Here is a 15,544-nt window from a genome sequence, read left to right as displayed (position 1 = left end):
AGATGTGTATAAGAGACAGGGGTCGGGTCGGGGTCGGTGGTCGGTGGTCGGTGGTCGGTGGTCGGGACCGGGATACGCGAGCGGGCGAAATGCCACGGTGCTCTTGCCAGCCCACCCACACATTTCGCCCGCTCGCCCGGATGACCCCGGGCTGCGGCTTCCGTGCTCCCTGCCGTCGCCTCCACCCCGCGAACGGGCGAAACACCGCGGTGCGGTCGGCGGCGGGCGCGGTGTTTCGCCCGCTCACGGGGGCTACCGTCCCTCCACATGGGCGAGAGCGGGCAAGCCGTCCACAGAGGAGGCCCGAATCCCGTCCTCGGGGTCGGCTCGCCGTCACGCTGTGGAGATGACCGCAAGACGCCGACTCCCGATGGCACTCCGCGACGCTTCGTTCCGGGTACGGGATGCGCTGCACCGAGGCGTTTCGCGTGGCCGACTCGACGCTCGAGATCTCGTCCGCCCGTTCCACGGCGTCCGATCAGCGTTCCCACCGGAGTCCGTGGATGAACGAGCAAGGGCGCTCACTCCTCGACTCCGCCCCGATCAGGTCTTCAGTCACGTCACTGCGGCAGCGATCATCGGCGTCCCGCTCCCCCGCCGTCTCGAACGCGATCAGCGGTTGCACGTCACGACGATCGGTACCGACCAAGCGCTCCGGGTTCGCGGCACGGTCGGCCACCGAGCTCGGTACGGATCGGTCCGCGCGACGATCGCACGAGGAGTGCCGCTGACCACTCCGGCCGACACGTTCATCGCACTGGGCTCGATACTGACGCTCGACGAACTCATCGTCGCGGGCGACGCGCTCGTGGGGTGGCTCGGCTGGGCGACGCTCGACGAACTCGCCCAGGCCGTCCGACGACGACGCGGCATTCGCGGCATCGTGAAGCTCCGCCTCGCGCTCGATGAGATCCGGAGGGGATCTCGGTCTCCCGGAGAGACCCGGACGCGGCTGGCACTCGTCCGCTGCGGACTCCCGGAACCGGCGCTCAACCACGATGTCGTCGTCGACGGGCAGTGGATTGCATGTGTGGACCTCGCCTACCCCGATGCCAGGGTTGCGATCGAGTACGAGAGCGATCTGCACCGCACTGATCCAGCCACCTTCCGGAAGGACCTGACGCGCGGGGAGCACCTCAAGGACGTCGACTGGTGGCTCGTCAGAGCAACAGCAGACGACGTCGCGCATGGTGTCGACCGTTTCGTGCACCGCATCCGTCAGCTGCTCGAGGTCGGCGCCAGAGGTGCCCACGACACGCGGTTTGCGACACTTGGGTGAACAATGGTTGACGCTTCAACCAAAACGGTGCACACTGTCGTAGTATCAACTCGATGCAGGCGCATGGAACGCGTCGCACCGCAGACTCTCGTTCGGAAGAAGGACCACCATGACGCTCACCGCTGACACCGTTCCCGGCTACAAGACCGGCACCTGGAAGATCGACCCGACCCACTCCGAGGTCACCTTCTCGGTCCGCCACCTCGCCATCAGCAAGGTCAAGGGCAAGTTCGAGACGTTCGACGCCACCGTCGTTACCGCCGAGAACCCGCTCGAGTCGACCGTCGAGGCCAACATCGACGTCGCGTCGATCAACACCGGCCAGGAGCAGCGCGACCAGCACCTCAAGACGAGCGACTTCTTCCTCACCGAGGAGCACCCGCAGCTGACCTTCCGCTCGACGAGCATCGAGGCGAAGGGCGACGACCTGCACATTGCGGGCGACCTGACCCTGCGCGGCGTCACCAAGCCGGTCGTCCTCAAGGCCGAGCTCGGTGGCTTCACCACGGACGGCTACGGCCAGGTCAAGTTCGGTGCCGAGGCGACCACGAAGATCGACCGCACCGAGTTCGGTGTGAACTGGAACGCGGCGCTCGAGGCCGGTGGCTTCACGCTCGGCAACGACGTCACGATCAACCTCGACGTCCAGTTCGTCCTCCAGGCGGCCTGAGCCACCTCTGACTCAACGCCCGACTGAGGGCACCGAGCGGCACTCCCCGAACCCGAGAAGAACGCCCCGACTCCGCACGGAGTCGGGGCGTTCTTCGTTGTCGGCACCGCTCCCCCGACCACGAGCGGGCGAAACACCCTGGCCCTTCGTCCTGTCACGTCAGGCATTCCGCCCGCTCGACGATGCCGGGCGCCGAAGTCGACGCTGATCCCCGCAATCACGCCCACGCCGGCGCCCGTACGCACGCCCACGCCCACGCCCACGAGCGGGCGAAAGACCGTGAAGATCCCCGTGGCAGGCCGGACATTTCGCCCGCTCGCGCAACGAGGCGCGAGCACGCCCGGGACAGGGAGGCAGCGGGCACGAGCGGACGAGCGCACCAGCGGACGAGCGCCCGGGCGCCGGACAGGCACCGCCCCCGCGTAACGTTGGCACGTGCGACGGCACCGAGGGGAATCCGCACGCCGGACCCCGAGTTGCACGAGAAGCACCAACCACGAGCACGCCCGCACGACGAACAGGAGCACCACCATGGCCACCGACTGGATCGCGATGCAGGCCCTCGCGGCAGCCGAGTTCGGCCGCCGCGTCGCCGCCGTCGCCGACTGGGACGCCCCCACCCCCGACTCCGAGTGGACCACCCGCGACCTCGTCGCCCACGTCGTCGACGAGCAGCGCTGGATCCCGAAGCTCCTGACCGGGTGCGACTACGCCCAGGCCCAGGCCGACCTCGAGCCGATCGGCGACGACCTGGTGGCCGAGTGGCACCGCTTCGCCACGGCGGCCACCGACGCCTGGCGGAACGCACCGCAGGACACCCCCGTGCACCTCAGCACCGACGTCGTCCCCGCCGCGCAGTACCTCACCGAGCAGACGAGCGACATCACGATCCACACGTGGGACCTCGCCCGGGCGACCGGCACCGAGGAGTCCCTGCCCGACGAGCTCGTCCGCGCCGTGTGGGAGTACTTCGAGCCGCAGATCGAGGACCTCGCCGCCACCGGCCTGTACGCACCCCCGGTCGACGTCACCGAGGACTCCCCGCTCCAGGTCCGTCTGCTCGCGGTCACAGGCCGTGATGCCAGAGTGACGGCATGACCACCGACACGAAGCGCCTCGGCAACTCGGGGCTCGAGATCAGCAGCGTCGTCCTCGGCATGATGTCGTACGGCGACCCGGACCGGGGCTCGCACGCCTGGAGCGTCGGCATCGACGAGGCCCGCCCCTTCGTCCGCCGCGCGTTCGAGGCCGGCATCACGACCTTCGACACCGCGAACGTCTACTCGGACGGCAGCAGCGAGGAGATCACCGGCACGCTCCTCGCCGAGCTGGCCCCGCGCGAGGACGTCCAGGTCTTCACGAAGGTCTTCAACCGGATGCGTCCCGGCCGGAACGGCGCCGGGCTGTCCCGCGCGGCGATCATGCACGAGATCGACGCCTCCCTGACGCGCCTGGGCACGGACTACGTCGACCTGTACCAGATCCACCGCTTCGACCCGGTGACGCCGATCGAGGAGACCATGGAGGCCCTCCACGACGTCGTCAAGGCCGGCAAGGCGCGCTACATCGGCGCGAGCAGCATGTGGGCGTGGCAGTTCGCCGAGATGCAGCACACCGCGGAACGCCACGGCTGGACGAAGTTCGTGAGCATGCAGGACCAGTACAACCTGCTCGAACGCGAGGAGGAGCGCGAGATGCTCCCCTTCTGCGAGCACACCGGCGTCGGCGTGATCCCGTGGAGCCCCCTCGCCCGCGGCCGCGTCACCCGCCCCTGGGACGCCTCCGGTTCGGGCTCACGCGCGCAGACCGACGAGTTCGGCAAGACCCTCTACAAGCAGGACGAGGACGCCAACCGCGCGATCGTCGACGCGGTCGAGGCCGTCGCCACGGAGCGCGGCGTCCCGATGGCGCAGGTCGCCCTGGCCTGGGTCGCCGGCAAGCCCGCGGTCTCCGCGCCCATCGTCGGCGCGACGAAGGAGCACCACATCGACGACGCGGTGGCCGCAGCGTCGCTGACGCTCACCGACGACGAGGTCACGCGACTCGAGTCCGCCTACACGCCCCGGGTGCCGTCGGGTTTCTGACGCCCCCACGAGCGGACGGGAGGCACGGTGCCAGCTGGCACCGTGCCTCCCGTCCGTCACGTGGTCGCGGTGACCGCCGTGCTCAGGCGACCGCGCTGCCGTCGGCGCGCTGCAGGCGCGCGATGCGCCGCCGCGCGGCCCGTTCGGAACCGGTCTGGTCGTCGAGCACCGCACCGATCCCGTCGAGCACGAGCTTCGTGGTGCGGACCACCGGCAGCTCCACCGGGCCGACGATCGGCGCACGGAGGCCGAGGAGCGAGCGGTGCCGCGGGTCGAGCGTGGACACCGCTCCCTGGAACACGGCGCGGTAGCCGGGTCGCAGCAGGCGGGACAGCGGCGGGTCCTTGATGAACCGGACGACGTCGCGGGTGCGCGAGTCGACCAGGAGTTCGCCGCGGTCGAGGTACCCGTTCATCTGGGCACGGAGCTCCGCCTCGGACTCGGGCGGGTCGACGATGCGCATGAGGCGCCCGGCCTCGGCCCATTCGCGCACGTAGGCGTCGGCGCCGCCGGGGATCGGGCCTCCCCACCGCTGGGCGGCGCGGAGGAACGCGTCGGTGAAGGCGAGGTGCACCCAGCGCGCCAGGTCTGGGTCGTTCGCCGCGTAGGGGCGGGTGGTGCCGTGCGCGTCGACGTACTGCCCGCGGACCCGCTCGTGGAGCCGGAGCACCCAGTCGCTGCCGCTGCGGGCGGTCTGCCGGTCGCCGTACGTGACCGTCGCGATCCACCGGCTGGTGCCGGCCAGACGGCCGAACGGGTCCTCGCGGTACCGGGAGTGGTCGGCGACGCCGGCGAGCGCGCCGGGGTGCAGCGCCTGGACGAGCAGTGCCCGCACGCCGGCGACGATGCCGTGGCTCCCACCGTGCACCGCCCACGTGGCCGAGCCCGGACCGAAGAAGCCCGCGTCGGTGCCGTGTTCCAGGTCGTCCATCCAGGCTTCCGTGCCGGTCGAACCACCCGTGAACGTCTGGTTGAGGCGGGACCGGAAGACGTCGGAGACAGTGGACATGTCGTCATGTTCCGTCCGTCACCTGGGCGCGGGGGTGGCATCGCGCAAAGTGGCCCTCCCAGCGTGCACGGGGGTGGCCCACTAGGTTGGGTCGGGTGAGCATCGACACGCCTCGTCCCTGGCTTGCCTCGTACGCCCCGGGGGTCCCGCACGACATCGAGGAACAGAGTGGTTCCCTGTACGACCTGGTCGAGCAGTCGGCCCGGAAGTTCCCCAGGCAGGTCGCCCTCGAGTTCTTCAAGCGCACCACGAGCTACGCCGACCTCGAGGAGCAGATCCTCCGCGCGGCGAACGGCCTGCGGAAGCTCGGCGTGGGCGCGGGTGACCGCGTCGCCATCGTCCTGCCGAACTGCCCGCAGCACATCGTGGCGTTCTACGCGGTGCTGCGGCTCGGCGCGATCGTGGTCGAGCACAACCCGCTGTACACGCCGCGGGAACTCCGCCACCAGTTCGAGGACCACGGCGCCAAGGTCGCCATCGCGTGGGACAAGTCCGTCGCGACGCTGCAGGACTTCCCGGCCGACGTGCACCTCGACGCGATCGTCTCGGTCGACATCACCCGGGCCATGCCCCGGAGCACCCGGCTCGCCCTGTCGCTGCCGGTCGCGAAGGCCCGCGAGTCCCGGGCGAAGCTGACGGCGAAGGTCCGCGGTACGGTCAAGTGGGACGACCTCGCCGACACCCGCAAGCTGTCGAAGCGGCACCCGCGGCCGGGAACCGACGACGTCGCGCTGATCCAGTACACGTCCGGCACCACCGGGACGCCGAAAGGCGCGGTGCTGAGCCACCGGAACCTGCTGGCGAACGCCGCGCAGGCCCGGGCGTGGGTGCCGCAGATCCGCCGCGGCGACAACGTCGTGTACGCGGTGCTGCCGATGTTCCACGCCTACGGACTGACCCTCTGCCTGACCTTCGCGATGAGCATGGCCTCGCGGCTCGTGCTCTTCCCCGCGTTCGATCCCGCCCTCGTCCTGACGGCGATCAAGCGCCACCCGCCGACGTTCCTGCCGGCCGTGCCGCCGATCTACGCCCGACTGCAGCACGCGGCCGACTCGGCGAAGGTGTCGCTCAAGGGCATCGAGATCGGCATCTCCGGCGCCATGCCGCTGTCGCAGGACATCGTCGAACCGTGGGAGGCCCGGACCGACGGCTACCTGGTCGAGGGCTACGGCCTGTCCGAGTGCTCCCCGGTCCTGATGGCCAACCCGGTCTCCCCCGAGCGTCGACTCGGATCGATCGGCCTGCCGCTGTCCTCCACCGAGGCGCGGGTGGTCGACCCCGACGACGACACGAAGGTGCTCGGCCTCGACGAGCCCGGCGAACTGCAGGTCCGCGGCCCCCAGGTGTTCCGCGGCTACTGGGGCAAGGCCGAGGCCACCGACGAGGTCTTCACGCCCGACGGCTGGTTCCGCACCGGCGACATCGTGGCCATCGACGGCGACGGGTACGTCCGGATCGTCGACCGCCTCAAGGAACTCATCATCACCGGCGGCTTCAACGTGTCGCCGTCCGAGGTCGAGGACACCCTGCTCAAGCACCCCAGCGTCAAGGAGGTCGCGGTCGTCGGCATCACGCAGGGCGGCAACGAGCAGGTCGTCGCCGCGGTCGTGCCGAAGGACCCCGCGACGTTCGACGGGGCCGCGCTCCGGGCATGGTCGCGCGAGCACCTGGCTGCGTACAAGGTGCCGCGCCGGGTCGTCGTGGTCGAGGACCTGCCGCGCTCGATGATCGGCAAGGTGCTGCGGCGGAAGGTGCGGGACCAGATCCTGGACGGCTGACCGGCGGCCCCGGGTCGGCGCCGGTCCGGCTGACGCGGGCGCCGCTGCTGGTCACCGGGTGCGCCGCCGCTGGTCAGCGGGCGCGCCGCGCGGGCAGCGCCAGCACGGACAGCCCGGCCACCACCAGCACGATGCCGGCCCATCCGCCGGTCCCCAGGCGCTCCCCCACCACGAGGACGGCCAGCACCGCGGCCACGACGGGCTCGAGCAGGGACAGCAGCGTCGCGACCGACGCCGTCACCGTCCGGAGCCCGAGCGCGTACAGCGAGTGCCCGATCACCGTCGGCACCAGCGCCAGGTACAGGAACACCGGCCAGTTGCCGGCGTCGGTCAGGAACGGCCCGCCCGCCACCACGGCGAGCACGACGAGCGGCACCGCGGCCACCCCGAACACCGCGCCGACGAGGCCGCGTTCGTTCGGCCCGCGGGCAGCTCGCGCGGCCGCGACCCCGACGTCCCCGCCGACCGGCATGCTGTCGGACTCCGCCCGACCGACGGCGATCGGCATCCGGCTCGTCGCGGCGTGCATCCCTCGCGCCACCGCCCACGAGTACAGCGCGTACGTCAGACCGGCGACCAGGGCGCTGCCGACGCCGACCGCGAGTGACCGCCCGCCACCGTCGTGCTCGGAGCGCGCGAGGGTGACGACGACCATGCCGACCACGCTCACCAAGGTGGCGACGACCCACCGCCGGGTGACGCGCCTCCGGTCGGCGACCCACTCGACCAGGCCGGCGAAGACGGGCGACGAGCCGATGGCCAGGGTCGTGCCGAGCGCGACCCCGGCGTCAGCGAGGGCCGCGTAGAACGCGACCGCGTAGACCACGAGCGATGCGGCCCCGAGCAGTGCCCAGCCGCGAGTCCGGCGCTGCGTGACGGCACGCAGCGTGCCCCGACCAGCGGTCGCGGCGAGCACGAGTCCGCCGAGCCCGAAGGTCACCGCACCGAACACGAACGCCGGCACACCGGGCGCGAAGTGCGTCGCGGTCCCGGTGGTGCCCCAGACCGCCGCGGCGACCGCGATCGCCGCCAGGCCGCCGACGGGCCTGGAGGCACGCCCCGCGCCCGGTCCGTGGCTCACGAGACGTGGACGCTCGGCCGTCGGTTCACTTCGGGTTCCGCTTCGCGCAGGACCTCTCGCGTGACGGGGGCGACGTCGCCGGCGCCGGTGAACACGAAGCGCAGGGCGTTGCGGATCGGGCTGCCCTCGTTCCACTCGAAGTAGATGCTCGGCACCACCCCGGCGAGGTCGCGGATGGCGAGGAGCGTCGACGCGATGGTGTTCGGGACGTTGCCGGAGCGGACCTTGAGCACGCGGAACCCGTGGATGACGTGCCCTTCGACCACCAGGTCCTCTTCGAAGTCGGAGGAGTCGGCGGGCAGGACCTCGAGGAACATCGTCGGCACGCGGGCCGGGATGCCGGAGTCGCGGCGTTCCTCGCGCCCCTTCGCCCGGTACGCCTCGGCCGTGCCGGCACCGGGTTCGTTCGCGATGATGCAGACGGAGCTGAACTGGTCGGCGTCGGCCTCGACGAACTGGCGGGCGGTCGCGTCGAGCTCGATCGACGATGCCCGGAGCTCGAACGAACGCCGCACGCGCGAGATGAGCGACACCACGACGATCGCGATGATGAAGATCGCCGCGATCCGCACGCCGTCGGGCCGCTCGATCACGTTGGCGACGGTGGTGTAGACGAACACGACCGAGATCACGCCGAACGCGATGGTGCGCTTGCGCTGCTGCTTGCGGCGCGCGGACAGCGTCACCGCGACCGCGGCGCTCGTGATGAGCACGAGCACGCCGGTGGCGTAGGCGCCGCCCTGCGCGTCGACGTCGGCCTGGAAGATGATCGTGATGACGAACGCGATGAGCGTGAAGATGATCACGAGCGGACGCACCGCACGCGCCCACTGCGGTGCCATGCCGTAGCGCGGCAGGAACCGCGGCACCAGGTTGAGGAGCCCCGCCATCGCACTCGCGCCGGCGAACCACAGGATGGCGACGGTCGAGAAGTCGTAGATCGACCCGAACACGCCGCCCATGTACTCGTGCGCCAGGTACGCCAGGGCGCGCCCGTTCGCACCGCCGCCGGGCTGGAACTCGCGCTGCGGGATGAGGAACGTCGTCACGATCGACGACGTGATGAGGAACGAGCTCATGATGAGCGCCGCGACGGTCAGCAGGCGCTTGGTGCCACGGATCCGGCCCTCGGGTCGGTCGCTGGTGTCGTCGGTGGCGTCGCCGCGGACCTGTGGCATCACCGCGACACCGGTCTCGAACCCGGAGAGCCCGAGCGCGAGCTTCGGGAACACGATCAGGGCGATGCCGACCATCACGAGCGGGTTGCTGTGCTGTGCCGTCAGCCCGGACCACCAGTCGCTCGCCACCATCGGGTTCTCGAACACGTGCCAGAGGGCGACGATGATGACGACGGCGTTCAGGGCGAGGAACACCGCGACGAGGCCGACCGCGATGCCGATGGCCTCCTTGAACCCGCGCAGGAACACGATGCCGAGCAGGAGCAGCAGCGCCAGGGTGAGCGGCACCGGGATCTCGGTGAACCAGTGCGGCGTGTACGGGTTCTCGGCGATGTGCGCCGTGGCGTCGGCCGCCGACAGGGTCATCGTGATCATGAAGTCCGTCACGGCGAACCCGAGCAGCACCAGCACGAGCAGCTTGCCCGCCCACCACGGCAGGAGCTTCTCGAGCATCATGATCGACCCGGCGCCCCGGAAGCTGTCGTGGGCGATCCGGCGGTAGACCGGCAGCGCCCCGAACAGCGTGACGAGCACGAGGACGATCGTCGCGATCGGCGACAGCAGCCCCGCGGCGAGCGCGGCGATGGCGGGCTGGTACCCGAGGGTGGAGAAGTAGTCGACGCCGGTCAGGCACATGACCCGCCACCACGGGTGGGTCTTCTCGACCTCGACCTGGTGCGGGCCCTGGTGGGAGGCTCCCTGGTCGGCCCCGTGCAGCATCCACCGGCGCAGGCGGGTGCTGCGGTCGAGGGGCTGCTCGGTGGCGTCGCGCTGGGCGGCCCGCTCGGCGTCTGTCGCGGTCACGTGGATGATGGTAAGCCGTCCGGGTGACCCCCGTGCACACCCGGACGGTCCTGTGGACAGGGCGCTCCCACTACCGCCGTGTGCGGGACAGTGTCGCCACGATCCCGGCCACGACCAGCAGCACACCGGCGGCGATGCAGGCGGCGAGCAGCAGGGTCGTGGTGTCCACTGAGAACATCGGCAGCGCACTCACGGCCATCGCCCCGGCGAACACGAGCATCAGGACACCCCACAGGATCGTGCCGAACCGTGCGCCACGGCGTGCGGGCCGCCGGACGGGCCCGTCGAGAGTGGCCGGTGGAGCCATCGGCGCAGTCGTCTCGTCGTTGGTCGTTCCGTCGTTCGTCATCGTCCCGTTCCTCACTCGCCGACCGTGATCGCCCGCGGCACGTCGACGCCGCCGCCGAGGATCCACAGGTGCACCGTCGTCATCTCGTCCGCATCGGCCGTGCGTGCCGCACGGTTCTCGAGCGTGGTGGTCCGGAGCACCCCACCGGTGCCGTCGTCGTCGCCCCCGCCGGTGTCGACCCCGTAGCCGACACCGCTCACCTCGACGCGCACCGGCAGGTCGGTCGGCAGCAGCACCTCGGCTCCGCCGGCACCCAGCCAGAGGTTCACGTCGCCCCCGACCGCCGACGGTTCGAGCTCGCGGAGGTCCAGCGTCGGACCGCCGGCCAGCATCGCGAAGTTCCGTTCGGTCCCCGGGGCGGCCCGTTCCACCTGCCACGTGGTGCCGCCGATCAGCGAGACCTGGGTGCCGGCAGGCAGGACCCCGGTGACCACCAGGGCCACCGCTGCGACCGTCGAGAACAGTCCGAGCACGTCGTCATCGCGGCCGCGGATCCCGGCGACGATCGTGGCGATCGCCAGCACCGCGAGCGCGGCAGCGATCCCGAGGACCGGGACGGACCACCCGGCCTGCTGCGCCCAGAACGCGACCCCGGCTCCGGCGACGAGTGCGAGTCCGAGGGACACGGCGACGTACGCCGCCCCGGGTCGCCGCTCCACCCGCTCGGCCCGCCGTTCGGCCGCCCGCTCGCGTTCGGCGCGCATCCGCTCCTCGTGCTGCCGTCGCCGGTCCTCGGGGCTCGCGGGTGCACCCCACTGCCAGGAGGCCCGTCCCGCGTCCGTCGCGCCGGTCGCCGCCGCGGTCCACGCGTTCCGGGCCGGGTGCGGCTCCTCGGGGCTGGTCCAGAAGTCGCCCCGCGGTGCAGCGGTCGGGTCGTTGCCGGTGCCGGTGCTCGCGGTCCGCTCACCGTCCACCCCGCGTCGGGCCAGGACCACGATGAGCCAGACGATCCCGCCGACGAGCACGATGCTCCACGCGGTGGCCAGGGTCGCCTCGAGCCAGCCGGGCATCCCCCAGGCGTCCGGGACCCCCTGCCACCAGAGGCCGCGGGCGGCGGGCACGAAGGTGAGCGCCACGAAGGCGCCGATCGCGATGAGCGCCGGGTCGAGGACCCCGCGGATCATCCGCTCGACGTGGATGCGCCCGGCGGTGTCGGGCAGCAGCGCCCAGCCGACGGCGTAGGCGAGGAAGACCGGCCCGCCCAGGAGCGCGACGACGATCGTCACGCCGCGGACCACGAGCGGGTCGAGCCCGGTGCGGCGGGCGACGGCACCGCACACGCCGGCGAGCCAGCGGTCGTCGGTGCGCGCGATGCCGAGGCCGCGGACCCAGTCGAAGAACCGGGTCGTCGAGTCGGCGCTGCCGGCGGCGGTGCCGGGAGCGGAGTCGTGCTGGTGATCGGTCATGGCCACCAGCATCCCGGCAGTGCTGCGCCGACACCATCGGGGTTCCCCCTGACCGGTCCCTGATCCCGGCCCCGGACCCTGCTGCGACCGCCGTCCGGGTGCCAGGATTGCCCCATGGCCACCGCGACGATGACGCGCCCGACCCCCAGGGTCGTCGGCGGGGTCTGCAGCGGGTTCGCGGCGCACACCGGGCTGCCGGTCGGCGCCGTCCGGCTCGCCACCGCGGTCCTGGTGGTCTGCGGTGGCGCCGGGCTGCTGCTCTACGCCTGGCTCTGGGCGACCGTGCCGAGCGCCGCCGCCGGGGCAACCGCCGGACGCGCACCGCTCAAGTCCGTGCTGACCCCGGCCGCCGTCGTCGACCAGGACGAGACCACCGCGTCCGCCCGGCGGGCCCCGGTCGTCGAGATCCTGCTCGGCGTGGCCCTGCTCGCCGCCGCCGGCGCGGTGGTCGCAGCGCGGATGGGGGTGGCCGTCCCCCTCGAGGTCATCGTCCCCGGCGTCGTGGTCGTCACCGGCGCCGCACTCGCCTGGCGGCAGTTCGACGCACTCCGCAACGTCCGCACGGCCGGGTCCTCCGCCCTCGTGGTCCGGGCGCTCGGGGCCCTGGTGCTCGTCGTGCTCGGCATCCTGCTGTTCTTCACGACGAGCAGCCGCCCGAACGTCTGGACCGTGCTCACCGCCGCGGTGGCCGTCCTGGTCGGGGTCGCCGTCGTGGTCGCCCCGTGGGTGGTCCGGCTCGTCCGCGACCTCGCCGAGGAACGCGCCGCCCGCGTCCGCGACCTCGAGCGCGCCGAGTTCGCGGCACACCTGCACGACTCGGTGCTGCAGACCCTCGCCCTCATCCAGCAGAAGGCCGAGCCGGGTTCGGACGCGGCGCGGTTGGCGCGGGCGCAGGAGCGCGAGCTGCGGTCCTGGCTCTTCACCGAACAGGCGGAACCGGCGCGCGACCTCGGCACGCAGCTGCGGGACGCCGCCGTGGACATCGAGGCCGAGTACCCCGCCCGCATCGAGGTCATCGCGGTCGGGCCCGCCCGCAGCGACCTGCCGGACGGGCTCGTCGCCGCCGCCCGCGAAGCGATGCTCAACGCCGCCCGCCACGCCGGTGGGACCGTGAGCGTGTACGCCGAGACCGCCGGCGACCGGGTCGAGCTCAGCATCCGCGACCGCGGCCCGGGGTTCGACGTCGACGCGGTGCCCGCGGGCCGGTACGGCGTCCGCGAGTCGATCGTCGGCCGGATGCAGCGCCTCGGCGGCCACGCGACCATCGCGCCGGGGCCGGGCCGCACCGGCACCGAGGTCCGGCTGACCCTGCCGCTCGCACCCGCGGCCCACGACGAGGAGCACGCATGACCGAGCCCGCCCCGTTGACCGTCGCGATCGTCGACGACCACTCCATCTTCCGAGCCGGCGTGCGCGCCGGGCTGCCACCGGGCCTCCAGGTCGTGGGTGAGGCGGCGACCGTCGACGAAGCCGTGACGCTCGTCGCGGCCACCCGCCCGCGGGTCGTCCTGCTCGACGTGCACCTGCCGGGCGGCGCCGGCGGCGGCGGCGCCGAGGTCATCACGCGGTCCGCACCGGAGAACCCGGACACCCGGTTCCTCGCGTTGAGCGTGTCGGACGCCGCCGACGACGTGGTGCGGGTGATCCGCGCCGGCGCCCGCGGGTACATCACGAAGAGCTCGTCGAGTGCCGAGGTCGCCGAGGCCGTGACCCGTGTGGCGGACGGGGACGCGGTGTTCTCGCCGCGCCTGGCCGGCTTCGTGCTCGACGCGTTCGGAGCGGTCAGCGGCGAGACGGCGCAGCACGACGCCGAGCTGGACCGCCTGTCCGCGCGCGAGCAGGAGGTCATGCGGCTCATCGCGCGCGGGTACGCCTACAAGGAGGTCGCGACGGAGCTGTTCATCTCGGTGAAGACCGTCGAGACACACGTGTCGAAGGTCCTGCGGAAGCTCCAGCTGTCGAACCGGCACGAGCTGACGGCGTGGGCGCTGCAGCGCAAGCTGCTCTGAGCGCCCACTCCGGCGTCACTTCGCGCTGATGCGGGTGTACTTGTTGACCGCCCACGGCACGAAGACCACGAGCATCACGGCGATCCCGATCAGGACGGTCAGCACGGGGTGCTGCATCGTCCAGATGTCCGGCACCGGCGCGGACCCGACGTTGCCGAACAGCTCCCGCGCGGCCTGCACGAGCGACGACACCGGGTTCCACTCCGCGAACACGCGCAGCACCAGCGGCAGGGTGTCGCTCGGCACGAACGCGTTCGAGATGAACGTCAGCGGGAACAGGATCATGAACGAGGCGTTGTTGATGACCTCCGGCGTCTTGACGCTCATGCCGAGCAGCGCCATGACCCAGCTGAACGCGTAGCTGAACAGCAGCAGCAGGGCGATGCCGGCCAGGAACTCGAGCGGCGACGAGTTCACCCGCCACCCGACCGCCAGGCCGGTGAGCATCATGATCGCCATCGAGATCGAGTTCAGGACGAGGTCGGAGTTCGTGCGCCCCACCAGCACGGCGGACGCCGACATCGGCAGCGTCCGGAACCGGTCGATCAGCCCTTCCTTCAGGTCCTGCGCCATCGCCGACCCGGAGAACGTCGCACCGAACACCACGGTCTGCGCGAAGATCCCCGCCATCAGGAACTGCGTGTAGTCGGTCCCCTGCACCTGGATGGCGCCGCCGTAGACCTGGCTGAACAGCAGCACGAACATGATCGGCTGCAGCACGGCGAACACGAGCATGTCCGGCGACCGCTTGAGCTTGATGAGGTTCCGCTTGGTGACGGTCCAGCCGTCCTCGACCCAGACGGCGAGCGGCGAGGTGACGACCACGGGCAGCTGGCGGCCCGGCGCGAGGGACGTGGTGGTCATCGTGCGGTCTCCTTCTGCTTGGTGGCCGCGGGTTCGTCGGCGTCGTCGTCCGTCGCGGCGTGCCCGGTCAGGCGGAGGAAGACGTCGTCGAGGGTCGGGCGTCGCATGCCGGCGTCGTGGAGTTCGATGCCGGCCTCGCCCAGGTCGGCGAGCACGCGCTGCAGGGCGGCCGGACCGGCCTCCACCGCGATGGCACGGGTTCGGCCGTCGCCCGAGGTCTCGACCTCGCCGACCCCGTACCGGCGCAGCACCGTGGTCGCCGCGTCGCCGTCGGCCTCGTCCACCAGGGTGACGACCACGCGGTGCCCGCCGACCTGCGCCTTGAGCTGGTCCGCGGTGCCCTCGGCGATGACGGCCCCGTCGTCGATGACCGCGATGTCGTCGGCGAGCCGGTCGGCTTCTTCCAGGTACTGGGTGGTGAGGAGCACCGTTGCCCCCTCGGCCACGAGGTCCTCGATGATGCCCCAGAGCGCCAGCCGGCTGCGGGGGTCGAGGCCCGTCGTCGGCTCGTCGAGGAACAGCACGCGCGGGTTCATCACCAGCGCCCCGGCGAGGTCGATGCGTCGCCGCATGCCGCCGGAGAAGCCCTTCACCGGACGGTCGCCCGCCTCGGACAGGTCGAAGACGTCGATGAGCTCCCGGGCACGGTCGCGCGCTGTCCGGCGGCCCAGGTGGTAGAGCCGCCCGATCATCTCGAGGTTCTCGAACCCGGTCAGGTTCTCGTCGACCGCCGCGTACTGCCCGGACACCCCGATGGACCGCCGGGTGGCCTGCGGGTCGGCGATCACGTCGATGCCGTCGATCGTCGCGGTGCCCGAGTCGGGCGTGATGAGGGTGGTCAGCACCTTCACCACCGTGGTCTTGCCCGCGCCGTTCGGCCCGAGCAGCGCCTTCACGGTGCCCTGCGGCACCGACAGGTCGAGTCCGGCCAGCGCGTGCACCGGCCCGGACTTCGACTTGTAGGTCTTGGTCAGCCCGGAGGCTTCGATGATGGCCATGTCGCTCCTTCGTCGGACACGGTGGGTACCCGGGG

The 15,544-nt window shown here is 71.7% G+C and carries 14 protein-coding genes; 7 read left to right on the top strand and 7 right to left on the bottom strand.

Annotated features, from left to right (window positions below):
* The 4 genes from DEJ03_RS18125 to DEJ03_RS10025 form a co-directional block, all read left to right on the top strand.
* On the top strand, positions 1 to 1,279 hold a 1,279-nt coding region (locus tag DEJ03_RS18125; RefSeq protein WP_220034130.1), incomplete at its 5' end, for a hypothetical protein.
* A gap of 109 nt (positions 1,280 to 1,388) precedes the next feature.
* On the top strand, positions 1,389 to 1,949 hold the full coding sequence (locus DEJ03_RS10035) for a YceI family protein (RefSeq protein ID WP_027464630.1): 561 nt from the start codon (positions 1,389 to 1,391) through the stop codon (positions 1,947 to 1,949).
* A gap of 531 nt (positions 1,950 to 2,480) precedes the next feature.
* On the top strand, positions 2,481 to 3,047 hold the full coding sequence (locus DEJ03_RS10030; RefSeq protein ID WP_110864494.1) for a TIGR03086 family metal-binding protein: 567 nt from the start codon (positions 2,481 to 2,483) through the stop codon (positions 3,045 to 3,047).
* Positions 3,044 to 4,033, top strand: a complete 990-nt coding sequence (locus DEJ03_RS10025; protein WP_110864493.1) for an aldo/keto reductase — start codon at positions 3,044 to 3,046, stop codon at positions 4,031 to 4,033. The genes DEJ03_RS10030 and DEJ03_RS10025 overlap by 4 nt, the downstream gene beginning before the upstream one ends.
* A gap of 82 nt (positions 4,034 to 4,115) precedes the next feature.
* Here DEJ03_RS10025 and DEJ03_RS10020 read toward each other — a convergent pair whose 3' ends face one another.
* Positions 4,116 to 5,042 (bottom strand): oxygenase MpaB family protein, encoded by a 927-nt coding sequence (locus DEJ03_RS10020; RefSeq protein WP_110864492.1) that lies wholly within the window; start codon positions 5,040 to 5,042, stop codon positions 4,116 to 4,118.
* A gap of 95 nt (positions 5,043 to 5,137) precedes the next feature.
* On the opposite strand from DEJ03_RS10020, the gene DEJ03_RS10015 reads away from it, so the two are divergent.
* Positions 5,138 to 6,820: a long-chain-fatty-acid--CoA ligase gene (locus DEJ03_RS10015; RefSeq protein WP_110864491.1), complete on the top strand. Its 1,683-nt coding sequence runs from the start codon at positions 5,138 to 5,140 to the stop codon at positions 6,818 to 6,820.
* A gap of 73 nt (positions 6,821 to 6,893) precedes the next feature.
* Here the strand turns inward: DEJ03_RS10015 and DEJ03_RS10010 are convergent, their stop codons facing one another.
* From DEJ03_RS10010 to DEJ03_RS09995, 4 genes are all read right to left on the bottom strand, one after another.
* A complete protein-coding gene (locus DEJ03_RS10010; protein WP_220034129.1) occupies positions 6,894 to 7,901 on the bottom strand; it encodes a DMT family transporter in 1,008 nt (335 codons plus the stop codon).
* Positions 7,898 to 9,799: an amino acid transporter gene (locus DEJ03_RS10005; protein WP_217500037.1), complete on the bottom strand. Its 1,902-nt coding sequence runs from the start codon at positions 9,797 to 9,799 to the stop codon at positions 7,898 to 7,900. The genes DEJ03_RS10010 and DEJ03_RS10005 overlap by 4 nt, the downstream gene beginning before the upstream one ends.
* A 154-nt stretch (positions 9,800 to 9,953) precedes the next feature.
* The gene (locus tag DEJ03_RS10000; protein WP_110864489.1) at positions 9,954 to 10,232 is read right to left on the bottom strand and encodes a hypothetical protein; all 279 of its coding nucleotides are present in this window, start codon (positions 10,230 to 10,232) and stop codon (positions 9,954 to 9,956) included.
* An 11-nt stretch (positions 10,233 to 10,243) separates the two neighbouring features.
* The gene (locus DEJ03_RS09995; RefSeq protein ID WP_181422676.1) at positions 10,244 to 11,638 is read right to left on the bottom strand and encodes a PspC domain-containing protein; all 1,395 of its coding nucleotides are present in this window, start codon (positions 11,636 to 11,638) and stop codon (positions 10,244 to 10,246) included.
* 114 nt (positions 11,639 to 11,752) lie between these two features.
* On the opposite strand from DEJ03_RS09995, the gene DEJ03_RS09990 reads away from it, so the two are divergent.
* Positions 11,753 to 12,988 carry an ATP-binding protein gene (locus tag DEJ03_RS09990; RefSeq protein ID WP_110864487.1) on the top strand — a complete coding sequence of 412 codons (1,236 nt, stop codon included), beginning with the start codon at positions 11,753 to 11,755 and terminating at the stop codon, positions 12,986 to 12,988.
* Entirely contained in the window at positions 12,985 to 13,647 is a 663-nt protein-coding gene (locus DEJ03_RS09985; RefSeq protein ID WP_110864486.1) for a response regulator transcription factor, read from the top strand. Before DEJ03_RS09990 ends, DEJ03_RS09985 begins: the two co-directional genes overlap by 4 nt.
* A gap of 15 nt (positions 13,648 to 13,662) precedes the next feature.
* Here the strand turns inward: DEJ03_RS09985 and DEJ03_RS09980 are convergent, their stop codons facing one another.
* Entirely contained in the window at positions 13,663 to 14,511 is an 849-nt protein-coding gene (locus tag DEJ03_RS09980) for an ABC transporter permease (RefSeq protein ID WP_051596514.1), read from the bottom strand.
* Positions 14,508 to 15,509 carry an ATP-binding cassette domain-containing protein gene (locus DEJ03_RS09975; protein ID WP_110864485.1) on the bottom strand — a complete coding sequence of 334 codons (1,002 nt, stop codon included), beginning with the start codon at positions 15,507 to 15,509 and terminating at the stop codon, positions 14,508 to 14,510. The genes DEJ03_RS09980 and DEJ03_RS09975 overlap by 4 nt, the downstream gene beginning before the upstream one ends.
* Positions 15,510 to 15,544: the final 35 nt, after the last annotated feature.

Source organism: Curtobacterium sp. MCLR17_043 (assembly GCF_003224215.1).
Taxonomy (GTDB): domain Bacteria; phylum Actinomycetota; class Actinomycetes; order Actinomycetales; family Microbacteriaceae; genus Curtobacterium; species Curtobacterium flaccumfaciens.
The sequence above is the reverse complement of the archived record's forward strand: the minus strand, read 5'-3'. Positions and strand labels throughout refer to the sequence as shown.

Excerpts from the sequence above, each read along its gene's own strand:
- DEJ03_RS09975 (WP_110864485.1), bottom strand. The coding sequence starts at position 15,509 with ATGGCCATCATCGAAGCCTCCGGGCTGACCAAGACCTACAAGTCGAAG.
- DEJ03_RS10025 (WP_110864493.1), top strand. The coding sequence starts at position 3,044 with ATGACCACCGACACGAAGCGCCTCGGCAACTCGGGGCTCGAGATCAGC.
- DEJ03_RS09980 (WP_051596514.1), bottom strand. The coding sequence starts at position 14,511 with ATGACCACCACGTCCCTCGCGCCGGGCCGCCAGCTGCCCGTGGTCGTC.
- DEJ03_RS10000 (WP_110864489.1), bottom strand. The coding sequence starts at position 10,232 with ATGACGAACGACGGAACGACCAACGACGAGACGACTGCGCCGATGGCT.
- DEJ03_RS10020 (WP_110864492.1), bottom strand. The coding sequence starts at position 5,042 with ATGTCCACTGTCTCCGACGTCTTCCGGTCCCGCCTCAACCAGACGTTC.
- DEJ03_RS09985 (WP_110864486.1), top strand. The coding sequence starts at position 12,985 with ATGACCGAGCCCGCCCCGTTGACCGTCGCGATCGTCGACGACCACTCC.
- DEJ03_RS10030 (WP_110864494.1), top strand. The coding sequence starts at position 2,481 with ATGGCCACCGACTGGATCGCGATGCAGGCCCTCGCGGCAGCCGAGTTC.
- DEJ03_RS10035 (WP_027464630.1), top strand. The coding sequence starts at position 1,389 with ATGACGCTCACCGCTGACACCGTTCCCGGCTACAAGACCGGCACCTGG.
- DEJ03_RS09990 (WP_110864487.1), top strand. The coding sequence starts at position 11,753 with ATGGCCACCGCGACGATGACGCGCCCGACCCCCAGGGTCGTCGGCGGG.
- DEJ03_RS09995 (WP_181422676.1), bottom strand. The coding sequence starts at position 11,638 with ATGACCGATCACCAGCACGACTCCGCTCCCGGCACCGCCGCCGGCAGC.
- DEJ03_RS10005 (WP_217500037.1), bottom strand. The coding sequence starts at position 9,799 with ATGCTGCACGGGGCCGACCAGGGAGCCTCCCACCAGGGCCCGCACCAG.